Source organism: Methylocystis borbori, from assembly GCF_036576025.1.
Lineage (GTDB): Bacteria > Pseudomonadota > Alphaproteobacteria > Rhizobiales > Beijerinckiaceae > Methylocystis > Methylocystis borbori.
Genome location: NZ_JAZHYN010000071.1, coordinates 1 through 11427, shown reverse-complemented (window position 1 = coordinate 11427; position 11427 = coordinate 1). Strand labels below are relative to the sequence as shown.

The window sequence follows — 11427 nt, the reverse complement described above, 5'->3', positions numbered from 1 at the left end:
GCGCTGGCGCGCGCGCGCATTTGCGCGGCGCGGAGCGGCTCGATCAGCGCGCCAAGACGCGCGGACGACCAGTTCTTGAGCTGCTCCTCCATCAGCGCGCGATGCATGAAGCCGAAACCCGCGCGCATCAGCGCCGAGACGCCAGCGTCAGGGCGCCCGCCCTCGCGCTCCAAGGCGAGACGGGCGCGATGCAGCGCCAGCGCGTAGCGCAGCGCGCCGAAGAGAAGCTGCGAGGCGTCGCCCCCTTGCGCGAAATAAGCGTCGAGCGCGGGGCGGACGCCGGCCTCTCCCGCGAAGGCTGAAGCGACGACGCGATCGGAAGCGATATTCGACGCATGGGCGACGATCGCTTCTACGTCGGCGGCCTCGACATGTTCGCGCCCATGCATATAGAGCGCGAGCTTGTTGAGTTCCGCGCGGCTCATCAGCCGGTCTTCGCCGAGCGCGCCAATGAGCAGCCCGCGCGCTTCCGGGCTCGCGACAAGGCCCGCGTCGCGCAGGCTCTTGTCGATCAGCGCCTGCAAATCGGGCTCGGCGTCCGGCTGGCATTCGATCGCCGCGCCCTGTTTCGCGCCCTCGACGAGCTTGCGCAGCGGCGCGTCGCGCTTCAAGGCGCCGGCGGTGAGTACGATTGTGCAGTCCGCGGGCGGCGCGTTGATGAGCGACGTAATCGCCGCCATGACGGATTTCGCGCCCGTCTCGACGAGGATGGCGCGCCGACCGCCAAAGAGCGGCGTGGTGTTCGCCTCGTCAAGCAACGCGAGCGGATCGGCGGCGACCGCGTCGCCGCTCATTTCGACGAATTGGAACGGATCCCGCCGGTCGTCGACGCGCTTGCCGACGATCGCGAGCGCGCGCTCGCGCGCCATGCCGGCGTCCGGCCCGAAGACGAGAAACAGGAAGACGCCGTCCGGCGGGGCGGCGACGAAGCGTTCGGCGTCGCGACTATTGACCGCGACCATGCCCGATCAGAGGCGGGTGGCGAGCGCCGTCGCGATGCGCGTACGGATCGAGTCGGCGATGACCCTCGCGTCGCGAATTTCGGCGTCGCGCGCGGCGCGCACATTGGAGAAGCGGTTGGAGAAGCGGTCATAGCTCGCAATGTTGAAGGCGACGCCTTTCGTCACTTCCACGTCGCCCGGCACGGTGACGAGCCGATATTCGGCGTCGACGATCACCGTCGCGGAGGTGGCGCGCCCCGTCACCGTGTCGAGGATCGGCGTCTGCACGCGCTCGCGCATGCGGACCGACAGTCGATAGCGCGGCGCGGGCTCGGAGCCCGTGCCGTTGAGGCCGAAAATCAGCTCATTGCGCACATAATGGCCGAGCCGATCGGGGATTTCGTCGACGGCGATCGCCTGCATCTCGGCCGCCAGCGGCGAAGAGTCGAAGCCGGCGCCGGCGGGGGCGTAGAGCGGCTGGATGCAGCCCGCGAGCGGCAGGACGAGGAGCGCGACGCCCATCACAGCCAAGGCCCGGAACCGGGCAATCGGCAGGTCGGCAGTCGGCAGTCGCCAATTTGCCGATTGCCGACTGCCGACTGGCGCTTTGCTAAACGACCACATTGACGATCCTCTTCGGCACGAGAATGAACTTCTTTAAGGGCTTGCCTTCCATGGCGCGCAGGACGCCATCTTGCGCCAAAGCCTCTTTGCGAATCGTTTCCTCGTCCGCGTCATGGGCGACAAAAATCTCCGCCCGCTTCTTGCCGTTGACCTGGACGGGGAGGCTTATCATCTCCTGCGCCACAAGGACAGGATCGGCGATGGGCCACGGCGCCTCGGCGACGAGGCCCTCATGCCCGAGGTCGGCCCAGCATTCCTCGGCGACATGCGGCGTCATCGGCGCGACGAGGAGGATCAGCGCGTCCGCCGCCTCCCGGAAGGCGAAGGCGAGGTCCGCCGGGACCGGCGTCTCGGTCACGGCGTCGAGCGCGCTCGTGAGCTCATTGGCGAATTCGCGGATGCGGGCGATGGCGCTGTTGAAGCGCAGCCGCTCGATATTCTCGCTCGCCTGGGCGATGGCGCGATGCGTCGCCTTACGCAGCGTGAGCGCGAGATCGCGAAAATCCGCCGGCGCCTGCGCGCCCACGGGCGCGGCGACGCGCCCCAATTCGCCGGTCAGGCGCCAAAGCCGCTGGACGAAGCGCCAGGCGCCCTGCGCGCCCTCGTCCGACCAGATCACGTCGCGATCGGGCGGGCTGTCGGAAAGCACGAAGAGGCGCGCCGTATCAGCGCCATAGCTCGCCACAATGTCGTCGGGATCGACCGTGTTCTTCTTCGACTTCGACATTTTCTCGATCGGGCCGATCTCGATCTCGACGTCGCCGTCGAGGAGAAAGGCGCGCCGTCCGCCGTCCCGCGCCTCGATGCGGATAGCGTCCGGCGCCACCCATTGGCCGTCCGGGCCCTTATAGGTCTCATGCACCACCATGCCTTGGGTGAAGAGCCCGGCGAAGGGCTCGGCGACTGCGGCATGGCCGCTATCGCGCATGGCGCGGGCGAAGAAGCGCGAATAGAGCAGATGCAGGATCGCATGCTCGATCCCGCCGATATATTGATCGACCGGCAGCCAGCGCGCGATCGCCCCGGCGCTCGCCGGCTCCGAGGCGTTATGCGGATCGGCGAAACGCGCGTAATACCAGGACGAGTCGACGAATGTGTCCATCGTGTCGGTCTCGCGCCGCGCCGGCGCGCCGCAGGACGGACAGGCGACATGGCGCCAGGTGGGGTGGCGATCGAGCGGATTGCCCGGCTGATCGAAGGAAACGTCCTCGGGCAGCCGCACCGGCAGATCGGCCTCGGGAACCGGAACCGGGCCGCATGTCTCGCAATGGACGATGGGGATCGGACAGCCCCAGTAGCGCTGGCGCGAAATCCCCCAGTCGCGCAGCTTGAAATTCACCTTGCGCGCGCCCTGCGGACGCTCGAAGAGCGCGGTTGTCTCTAGCCGCGCCGCGACCGCCTCCTTGGCTTCGCAGACAGTCAAGCCGTTCATGAAATCCGAGTTGACGAGCTTGCCGTCGCCGTCGAAAGCCTCGCCGCTGTCGGCGATCCGCGTTTCGAGACTCTCGGGATCGACGCCCTCGGGACAAACGACGAGCTTGAAGCCCAACTTGTATTTATTGGCGAAATCGAGGTCGCGCTGGTCATGCGCCGGGCAGCCGAAGATCGCGCCTGTGCCGTAATCCATCAGAATGAAATTCGCGACATAGACGGGCAACGTCCAGTTCGGATCGAAGGGATGAATGACGCGCAGGCCGGTATCGTAGCCCTGTTTCTCCGCGGTCTCGATCGCTTCGGCCGACGTGCCGCCGCGCCGACACTCGTCCGCGAAGGCGGCGAGCGCCGGGTCCTTCTCGGCCGCCGCCTTGGCCAGCGGATGGTCGGCGGCGAGCGCGACGAATTTCGCGCCAAAAAGCGTGTCGGCGCGGGTGGTGAAGACTTCGATTTCGCGCGTTTCTCCAAGCGGCTCAGCGAGCGAAAAGCGAACGAGCATGCCTTCGGAGCGCCCGATCCAGTTGCGCTGCATCAGCCGCACCTTGTCCGGCCAGCGCTCCAGCGCGTCGAGCGCCGTCAGCAGCTCCTCGGAATAGTCCGTGATCTTGAGGAACCATTGCGTCAGTTCGCGCTGCTCGACCAGGGCGCCCGAGCGCCAGCCGCGCCCGTCGATCACCTGCTCATTGGCGAGCACGGTCATGTCGACAGGGTCCCAGTTCACCTTGGATTTCTTGCGATCGACGATGCCGGCTTTGAGAAAGTCCAGAAACAGCTTCTGCTGGCGCCCGTAATATTCTGGATCACAGGTCGCGATCTCGCGCGACCAGTCCAGCGAGAGGCCGAGCGTTTTGAGCTGCGCGCGCATGGCGGCGATATTGGCGTAGGTCCATTGCGCCGGATGCGCGCCGGTTTGCGCCGCGGCGTTTTCGGCCGGAAGGCCAAAAGCGTCCCAGCCCATGGGATGGAGGACGTCGTAACCCCTGGCGCGCATGAAGCGGGCGATCACGTCGCCCATGGAATAGTTGCGCACATGGCCCATGTGGAGACGACCGGAGGGATAGGGGAACATCTCCAGCACGTAATATTTGGGCGCGCTCGCCGCGGCGCCTGCCTTAAAGACCTGTTTTTCTTCCCAGATTTTTTGCCAGCGCAGCTCCGCCTCGGCAAAATTATAGCGTTCTTGTCTCATCTTGCGGGCGCGTCCGGTCGAAGGCTTTTGGATTGCGCCTGTAATGCCGGGCGGCCCAAGGGATGTCAAAGGGCGGCTATTGTCGCCGCTCCTGGGGAATATAAAGAAAAAAGGGAGCCATCGGCCCCCTTTGTATGGATAGCCCAGTCAGTTCACGGCTTCGCCGAAAGTCCGACCGTGATCCAGCTTATGCCCTCGAAGATCAGATTGACCGCGAGGAAAAGGCCGAGAACGTAAAGCCCCGAAACCGGCCATTGCGAGACGATCAGGCCGCCCAGAACAATGCTGACGAGGCCAGACAGCGCAACGAGCAGCCAGGGACCGACTTCGCGAATGTGAAAAGCGAGGACGAGGCGAAACGCCCCGGCGATAATCAGCGCGAAGCCCAAAAAGCCCGTGATCGACACGGCGGCGAGCAGCGGATCGCGGAAGGCGAGAAAGCCCGCCCCGATCGTCAAAAGACCGACTGCGCCGAGCAGCAGCGCCCTGGGCCAGGGGCGGATTTGAAAGGCGGTGATAACCTCCAAAGCCCCGCAGACGAGCATGGCGGCGCCGACGTAAAACACCGTCACCAGCGTCGCGGTCGTCACGTCATAGAGGGCGACGACGCCGCCGATGAGCAACAGCACGCCGAGCGCGACGAGCCATCCCCATTTGCGGCGCAGATGATGCAGATGAAGCGGATCCGTTTCCAAAATCAGGCTGTCATTGACCATTTTCGGCCTCCTAGCTCTAAGTGAAACCGGTTATCTTTAGATGGGACGCATTTCTCAAAATTAAACGTCAAATTGTTCCCGCATCTCGCGTCCGCAACAGGCTTAACGCGCTTGTCCAAGGTTGGTTCCGCAATGCAACAGGCTCGACGCCTTTCCGACCTTGACCCTTTGCGGGAATTGGCGATCCTCGCCTCATGAGCATTACAGATCGCCTTGAATCGACGCTTGAAACGATCCGCCGCGCCGCATTGGAATGCGGGCGCGAACCGAACGCCGTGCGCCTCGTCTGCGTCACCAAGACCTTTCCGGCCAAGGATGTGATTCCGCTGCTCGAAGCCGGCCATCGCATTTTCGGCGAAAACCGCGTGCAGGAGGCGATGGGCAAATGGCCCGCCCTGCGCGAAAAATATCCCGATCTCGAGCTGCATCTCATCGGCCCGCTGCAATCCAACAAGGCGCGCGAGGCCGTTGACTTCTTTGACGCGATCCAGAGCGTCGATCGCGAGAAGATCGCAGAGGCGCTCGCCAAGGAAATGGCGAAGACGGGCAAGCGGCCAAAGCTTTTCGTGCAGGTCAACACTGGCGCGGAACTGCAGAAGGCGGGCGTCCTTCCCGAGGACGCCGACGCCTTTCTTGCCGCATGCCGCGAGACATACGGGCTCGACATCGCCGGGCTCATGTGCGTGCCGCCGGTCGGTCAGCAGGCGGCGCCGCATTTCGCGCTGCTCGCCGATATCGCGGCGCGCAACGGCTTGCGCGAACTCTCCATGGGCATGAGTTCGGACTTCGAAATCGCCATTCAGCTCGGCGCGACCTATGTCCGCGTCGGCTCGGCGATCATGGGGGAGCGCCCCTCTCCTCGCTTGCGGGGAGAGGGGGAGGCCGCCTAATCGATCAACAGCGCGACCTTCCGCCCGAGCCTCGGCAGCAGACGGGCCATATCGCGCGGGCGCAGCGCGACGCAGCCGGCGGTCGGGGAAAGATCGTCGCGCGCAATGTGGAAAAAGATCGCGCTGCCGCGTCCGCGCCGCGCGGGCCGCATGTTGTAGTCCGACACGCCGACGACGTCGTAGAGACCGTCATCGCGCCACAGCGCCTCATGGCTGAGCCGCGACGGCGCCCTCAGCGGCCGGTTGTAGAGAAAGGCGCGCGGATCGTCGCACCATATGTCGCTTCGCCGCGTGCGCCGCCACGGCAGGCGCAAGGGCGTTGGCTTGCGCAGATAGAAATAGAGGAGCCGCCATCGCCCGGCGGGCGTCGCGCCGTCGCCTTCGCGCTTCGCATACGTCACGCCGGCGCGGCCTAAGGCGCAGGGCAGAACGAGGCCGCCCGCGATGAGACGCCCCTCATGCGCTTCGCCGCCGATGCGGCGCGCGACCCGCAGCAGCCTCAGCCCCCTGCCCTGCGGCCGCGCCGCGCGAAAGCCCATGAAAGCGCCCTTCCCTCTCGCCGCCGGCCGGCGCATTTGACCGCCTATAACAAAAATCATCTATTCAAGGCGAGGAGACCGCGCCGCTTCATGAGTTTTACGCGCAGGATCATGGTCGCCGCCGAACCGGAACTGACGGCGAGCCTTGCGGAGCAATTTTCCGCGTTCGGGCGCTTCGCCCTGCGCGCCGGCGCGCTCCCGGCGCCCGGCGACGACGGGATTGATGCGCTCCTCCTGGACGAAAGCCCGCGCGGCCGCGACGCGCTCGCAAAGGCGCGCCGGCGCGGCTTGAGAAGCTTCGTCCTTCTCATCGCTCAGGAGGCAAAGCCGCCGCCCGCGGGCGTTAACGCCGTCGTCGCGCGCCCTTTCCGCTTCGCCGATCTCGTGGAGTTGCTTGATTCGGCGCCCCGGCCCGCGCCAGGCGCGAACATCGGCCCCTATCGTTTCGAGGCGCGCGAATTGCGCGGCCCCGCCGGCGCGCGCGTCAAGCTCACCGAGAAAGAGGCGGCGATTCTCTCACGCCTCGCCGAGGCCGAGGGCGGCGCCGTCTCGCGGGAATCGCTTTTGCGCGACGTATGGGGCTACGGGCCGGGGGTTTCGACGCGCACGCTCGAAACCCATATTTGCCGCCTGCGCCGCAAGCTCGAACCCGCCCCTGACAGTCCGCGCTGGCTGATCACGGAAGGCCCCGCCTATCGGCTGGCCGGGCTGCAAGACGATCTCGCCTCCTGACGCTCTCGCGCCGGCGCCAAGGCGCTATAAGATTGCCTATTTTTCGTTGTCGATAGGGATGCTTTAGCCCAATGCGATCAACATGACGCTCGACGACGACATCGACAATCTGGTCCGCATCCCTCTTTTTGCGCTCTTCGAACCCAATGCGTTGCGCACGCTCGCGATTTCCGCAGAAACGCGCCTGCTGCGCGCCGGCGACATATTGTTTCGGCGCGGCGACGCGTCCGACGGCGGCTATGTCCTGACCATGGGGTCGATCGCGATCGACCCCTATGACGACGGCCGCCCCGCGACGCAAATTCTTTATCCCTGGACGCTCATCGGCGAGACGGCGCTCGTCTCCCCCTCGATCCGGCCGGCGAGCGCCACCGCCCGCGAGCCGACGACGGCGCTCAAGATCGGCCGCCCGCTCTTTCATATGATCCTGGAGCAGCATCCGACGACGGCCGCCCGCTTGCGCGATCTGTTCCGCGAGCGGCTTGTGGAGTTCACCCGCGACGCCGCCGGCTATCCCGCGAACGACGCCTGAAGACGCGCATTGGCGCGATATCCTTGATCCTTAAGGTAAATTCCAAAAAGTCCGGCGCGGCCTCTCCAAATCAGGTCCAATGGTCCTACCTAGCTTTGTTGTCGCACAAGCTTGGCTGGAAGTTTGCGGCCGATGCGGCGAACGCCGCCTTAACTGGAGGATCGATAATGCGTAAAGGCCTCAAAATGGCGCTCACTGGCGCGCTTTGCGGCGCGGTGATGGCGACCGCGCTCCCCGCGGAAGTTCTGGCCGGCCCGACGAGCGCGGCGAAGCCCGACGCCGTTGGCTTGTCTAGCTCGGTCGAGAATGTCTGGTATCGGCGCGGCTGGCGCGGCGGCTACTACCGGCGCGGCTACAACCCCGGCGGGGCCATCGCCGCGGGCCTGGGCCTCGGCCTTCTTGGCGCCGGCCTTGCGGCGTCGAGCGGCTATTATGGCGGCTACCCCTACTATTACGGCGGCTACGGCTACTATCCGGGCTATTCCTACGGCGGCTATTATCCCTATTACAATTACAACGACTGGGGCTGGGGCTGGTAAGCTTCAAGCCCGTTGAGGGTCCCACAAGCGGCGGCGCGGAATCATCCCGCGCCGCCGTTTTGCCGTTTCTGGCGCCGCTCCTGTAGAAGGCTTGCAGCCGCGGCGCTTCCGACGCGGATTTTTCAGCATGTTCATGAAGCGGCGACTCGCGCCGCCGCCCTATGAGCGACGCGCCGCGAGCGGAGAGAACGATGGAAAGCGCAGACGGGGAAGCACGCGTCGGTTTCAAGGAGCATGAGCTGCGCGCGGCCGCGCTCGCGGAGCTGCACGCCCGGCCTTTCCTGCCGCTCGACGCGCCGCGCCGCGTCTATCATTACGGCTTCGCCACCGATTACGACGCGGCCCTCGCCGACCGCAAGGCGGTGAGCGCGCTCGCCGAAGCGCAAGGCGTGCTGGCGCCGGAGCCGGGCGCCAAATTCCACTATTTCATTTTCGGCGACTGGCGGCTGCGCTGGGAGCAGCACAGCGAATTCACGACCTACACCTGGTCGACGGGCCTCGACGCGGCGACGCCCTTCGCCCACCCCGATCCACTCAGGGAGGGCGAATTCGCCTTCACCCAGCCGGGCGGCCTCATCGTCGCGACGCAGCTTTGCGTCGTCGACGGCGCAACGCCCGTCGAAGAATTCGCCAAACTCTTCAATTCGCAAAGTCTCTGCGTCATCGGCATCGACGAGCGCGACGCGCAGGTGCTGACCGACTTCGCCGTGGACGCCTACGGCTATACCCGCATGCTCATCCGCGCCAACGCGCTGCCGCGCTTCGAAGCCGGACGGCTGACGCAGCGCCTGCTCGAAGTGGAGACTTATCGCACCATGGCGCTGCTCGGGCTGCCGCTCGCGCGCGAGGTCTCGCCGGAGCTCGCGGCGATGGAGCGCGAACTGTCGGAGATCACCCGCAAGCTGAACGAAAAGCACGACCTGCGCACGAGCGACCGGCTGCTGCGGCGCCTGTCCGATCTGCTCGCCAAGAGCGAGGCGCTCTCGGCGGGCGCCGCCTTCCGCTTCGACGCGAGCCGCGCCTATGGCGCGCTCGTCAAGAATCGGCTGGCGCAGATGCAGGAGCGGCGCGAGGGCCAATATGTGACGCTCTCGGATTTCCTGAAGAACCGGCTCGATCCCGCGATCGAGACCTGCAATGCGGTAGAGGCGCGGCAGAAGCGCTTTTCGGCGCAGGTCGAGCGCGTGATCAATCTCATGCTCGCCGGCATTTCGCTGGAGATGGAGAGCCAGAACGGCGCCCTGCTCGAGGATATGAACCGACGCACGCGGCTGCAGATGCGGCTGAACGTCCTCGTGCAGGGCATTTCGATCGCCGGGCTCGCTTATTACCTCACCGGCCTCTTCGGCTATCTCGCCAGAGGCCTCAAGGCGGCCGACGCGCTGCCTAAGCAAATCTCCGGCGATCTCGCCGCGGCTCTGACGCTGCCGATCGCCGTGCTGATCGCGCTGGGCTTCATGACGCGCGTTCGCAGACTGTCGCAAAAAGCCGCGAGGGAGGAAGAAGTCGAGTAAAGCGTCGAGACGAACGCGGACTTGGACGCAATCGCGCGGCGTCAAACCAAATTCAAAGGCCGATAAGCAGGATCGACCTTCTGCTTTTCCCTTATGGCCTCCACGTCTTCATCGGGGCCGATCGGGCGAATATAGTCGCCGCCCCAACTGACGTGTTTCACGAGGTCACAGTCGCAAGTGGGATAGACGGATTTGAGCCCGATGAGGCTCGGCGCCTTCACCAAGGCCGCCGTCAGCAGCCGATAATAGACCTTTTGGCTCGTTTCGACAGGCTGGGAATAATCCTTCTTGAAGGTTCGATCCTTGGAAAATTCCGCGCTTTCGAGTGGCGCGATATTGAGCCCATTCTCGCGCGCGCAGGCCACCATCCATTCGAGCGCAACGTCCGACAATCCATAATGCTCATAGCCGCCGCCGACATTGGAATGAACGCCGGGAAACCATTTCTGATGGTAGAGGGGAAATTTGCGCGCCGACAGACTCTTGTCGTTGCGGGCGCGATGATAGTCGGTCAATTCGATCGGCGTGGGACGGAACGGCCAACGGCGCTCGTCGGCGGCCAGAGCATGATAGGCGCTTTGCACGCTCTCGCTCAATTTCACGTCATGGAAGCTGCATCCGAACAGTCTGTCGACGAGATAGCCGAGAATTTCGCCATAAGGCGCGCCAAGCGCGCCGACCGTGTCCCAGACGCCGAGGAAGCGGATATTCGCCGGCCAGGGATGGCAATAGTCGGCGCGAAACTGCGCCGACTTGGCGCCTGACGGCCGCCAGTCGGAATCTTTCTTGTCCTTATAACGATCGTAAGCGATCGAAATGAGCGGCAGTTTGTTGCGCTTCAGGACGCCGAGATTGTGGATCAGGCCGGCGATGCTGCGCGCCGTATAGGCGCCGCGGCTGAAGCCGAAAAAGAAAATCTCGTCGCCCGGGTCGTAATTGCTGACGATGAAGGAATAGGCGTCCTTGATGTTGTTCGAAATTCCATAGCCGAAGGTTCCGCCCTTGAATCTCTCGCCCCGCCGCGTGCCGATGCCGGCGATATAATGCGCGATTTGCGGATTGCCTTGAGCGTCCACGGACTCGAGCGCCTGCAGAGTCCTCAGCACATTGGTGCCGCGTTCGGTCGGCTCGTTCCAGGTGCCGTCGCAAAAAATGACGAGCTTCTTCGCCATGGCTAAAAAACCCTTTAATTAACTGTAGATAACTGATTCTTAAAATATATCACTCGACGTCGAGCGGCGCGACTCCCGTCGGCTGGCCGTTCTCGCCAAGCGTGATTTTTTCGATTCGCGCCTCAGCCTCCGCGAGCAGCTTCTCGCAGCGCGCCTGCAGCGCCTTGCCGCGCGCATAGAGCTTGACCGACTCGTCGAGCGAGACGGCGCCCTTTTCCAATTCGCCGACGATGCGTTCGAGCTCCTGCATCGCCTGTTCAAAAGGCATGGCTGCAATGTCGGGCTCTGCGTTGGGCTGCTGCTTCGTCATGACGTTTTCATAGACGAAGCGCGCGCCCTTGGCTATGCGCGGCCCTCAGGGGCCTTCGGGCTGTATGCGCGCGACGATGCGCCAGATCGTCGGAAATTCCTGGCGCGCCCGCCGCTCGATTTCCTCAATGGCGTCATAGGCCGTCTGCACGGAAACGGCGGGATATGCTTGCGCTCGATAATTCACGATGTATCCGCGCGCGGTTTCGCGCATGCGCACGTCATGAACGGCGGAAATGGGGCCGCCGGCCGAACGCGCGAGCGCCGCGCCGAGCGCCGCCGCGACGGCGGGATCG

At 64.7% G+C, this 11427-nt stretch carries 12 protein-coding genes and 1 pseudogene; 5 read left to right on the top strand and 8 right to left on the bottom strand.

The genetic code is table 11. The features are described from left to right. The 4 genes from holA to V3H18_RS15785 all read right to left on the bottom strand — a co-directional run. A partial coding sequence (holA, locus tag V3H18_RS15800; protein WP_332083032.1) for a DNA polymerase III subunit delta occupies nt 1-962 on the bottom strand: 962 nt, incomplete at its 3' end. 6 nt (nt 963-968) lie between these two features. Continuing rightward, nucleotides 969-1463, bottom strand: a complete 495-nt coding sequence (locus V3H18_RS15795) for an LPS assembly lipoprotein LptE (protein WP_332083031.1) — start codon at nt 1461-1463, stop codon at nt 969-971. Between the two features lie 88 nt (nt 1464-1551). Continuing rightward, nucleotides 1552-4188 carry a leucine--tRNA ligase gene (gene leuS / locus V3H18_RS15790; protein ID WP_332083030.1) on the bottom strand — a complete coding sequence of 879 codons (2637 nt, stop codon included), beginning with the start codon at nt 4186-4188 and terminating at the stop codon, nt 1552-1554. A 152-nt stretch (nt 4189-4340) separates the two neighbouring features. Next, complete coding sequence (locus tag V3H18_RS15785; protein ID WP_332083029.1) at nt 4341-4904, bottom strand: HdeD family acid-resistance protein; 564 nt, start codon at nt 4902-4904, stop codon at nt 4341-4343. A 194-nt stretch (nt 4905-5098) separates the two neighbouring features. Here V3H18_RS15785 and V3H18_RS15780 point away from each other — a divergent pair, with 194 nt between their 5' ends. Further along, on the top strand, nt 5099-5794 hold the full coding sequence (locus tag V3H18_RS15780) for a YggS family pyridoxal phosphate-dependent enzyme (protein WP_332083028.1): 696 nt from the start codon (nt 5099-5101) through the stop codon (nt 5792-5794). On the opposite strand, the gene V3H18_RS15775 is transcribed toward V3H18_RS15780, so the two are convergent. Further along, nucleotides 5791-6333 (bottom strand): L,D-transpeptidase family protein, encoded by a 543-nt coding sequence (locus tag V3H18_RS15775; RefSeq protein WP_332083027.1) that lies wholly within the window; start codon nt 6331-6333, stop codon nt 5791-5793. The genes V3H18_RS15780 and V3H18_RS15775 overlap by 4 nt on opposite strands. A gap of 90 nt (nt 6334-6423) precedes the next feature. Between V3H18_RS15775 and V3H18_RS15770 the strand changes: the two genes are divergently transcribed. From V3H18_RS15770 to V3H18_RS15755, 4 genes are all read left to right on the top strand, one after another. Then, entirely contained in the window at nt 6424-7065 is a 642-nt protein-coding gene (locus tag V3H18_RS15770; protein WP_332083026.1) for a winged helix-turn-helix domain-containing protein, read from the top strand. Nucleotides 7066-7147: 82 nt separating this feature from the next. Then, nucleotides 7148-7597, top strand: coding sequence for a cyclic nucleotide-binding domain-containing protein (locus tag V3H18_RS15765; protein WP_332083025.1), 450 nt, complete (start codon nt 7148-7150; stop codon nt 7595-7597). A 167-nt stretch (nt 7598-7764) separates the two neighbouring features. Beyond that, nucleotides 7765-8136: a hypothetical protein gene (locus V3H18_RS15760; RefSeq protein ID WP_332083024.1), complete on the top strand. Its 372-nt coding sequence runs from the start codon at nt 7765-7767 to the stop codon at nt 8134-8136. A gap of 191 nt (nt 8137-8327) precedes the next feature. After that, a complete protein-coding gene (locus V3H18_RS15755) occupies nt 8328-9650 on the top strand; it encodes a DUF3422 family protein (RefSeq protein ID WP_332083023.1) in 1323 nt (440 codons plus the stop codon). Nucleotides 9651-9691: 41 nt separating this feature from the next. Here the strand turns inward: V3H18_RS15755 and V3H18_RS15750 are convergent, their stop codons facing one another. The 3 genes and pseudogenes from V3H18_RS15750 to V3H18_RS15740 form a co-directional block, all read right to left on the bottom strand. Continuing rightward, on the bottom strand, nt 9692-10822 hold the full coding sequence (locus V3H18_RS15750) for a DUF2235 domain-containing protein (protein WP_332083022.1): 1131 nt from the start codon (nt 10820-10822) through the stop codon (nt 9692-9694). A 49-nt stretch (nt 10823-10871) separates the two neighbouring features. Then, nucleotides 10872-11132: an exodeoxyribonuclease VII small subunit gene (locus V3H18_RS15745; protein ID WP_332083021.1), complete on the bottom strand. Its 261-nt coding sequence runs from the start codon at nt 11130-11132 to the stop codon at nt 10872-10874. 45 nt (nt 11133-11177) lie between these two features. Beyond that, nucleotides 11178-11427, bottom strand: a pseudogene (locus V3H18_RS15740) (cation transporter); the annotation flags it as partial.

What these genes read in the sequence shown, in the direction of transcription:
- V3H18_RS15795 (WP_332083031.1), bottom strand. Translation starts at nt 1,463, where the DNA reads ATGGGCGTCGCGCTCCTCGTCCTGCCGCTCGCGGGCTGCATCCAGCCG.
- leuS (WP_332083030.1), bottom strand. Translation starts at nt 4,188, where the DNA reads ATGAGACAAGAACGCTATAATTTTGCCGAGGCGGAGCTGCGCTGGCAA.
- V3H18_RS15785 (WP_332083029.1), bottom strand. Translation starts at nt 4,904, where the DNA reads ATGGTCAATGACAGCCTGATTTTGGAAACGGATCCGCTTCATCTGCAT.
- V3H18_RS15780 (WP_332083028.1), top strand. Translation starts at nt 5,099, where the DNA reads ATGAGCATTACAGATCGCCTTGAATCGACGCTTGAAACGATCCGCCGC.
- V3H18_RS15775 (WP_332083027.1), bottom strand. Translation starts at nt 6,333, where the DNA reads ATGGGCTTTCGCGCGGCGCGGCCGCAGGGCAGGGGGCTGAGGCTGCTG.
- V3H18_RS15770 (WP_332083026.1), top strand. Translation starts at nt 6,424, where the DNA reads ATGAGTTTTACGCGCAGGATCATGGTCGCCGCCGAACCGGAACTGACG.
- V3H18_RS15765 (WP_332083025.1), top strand. Translation starts at nt 7,148, where the DNA reads ATGACGCTCGACGACGACATCGACAATCTGGTCCGCATCCCTCTTTTT.
- V3H18_RS15760 (WP_332083024.1), top strand. Translation starts at nt 7,765, where the DNA reads ATGCGTAAAGGCCTCAAAATGGCGCTCACTGGCGCGCTTTGCGGCGCG.
- V3H18_RS15755 (WP_332083023.1), top strand. Translation starts at nt 8,328, where the DNA reads ATGGAAAGCGCAGACGGGGAAGCACGCGTCGGTTTCAAGGAGCATGAG.
- V3H18_RS15750 (WP_332083022.1), bottom strand. Translation starts at nt 10,822, where the DNA reads ATGGCGAAGAAGCTCGTCATTTTTTGCGACGGCACCTGGAACGAGCCG.
- V3H18_RS15745 (WP_332083021.1), bottom strand. Translation starts at nt 11,132, where the DNA reads ATGACGAAGCAGCAGCCCAACGCAGAGCCCGACATTGCAGCCATGCCT.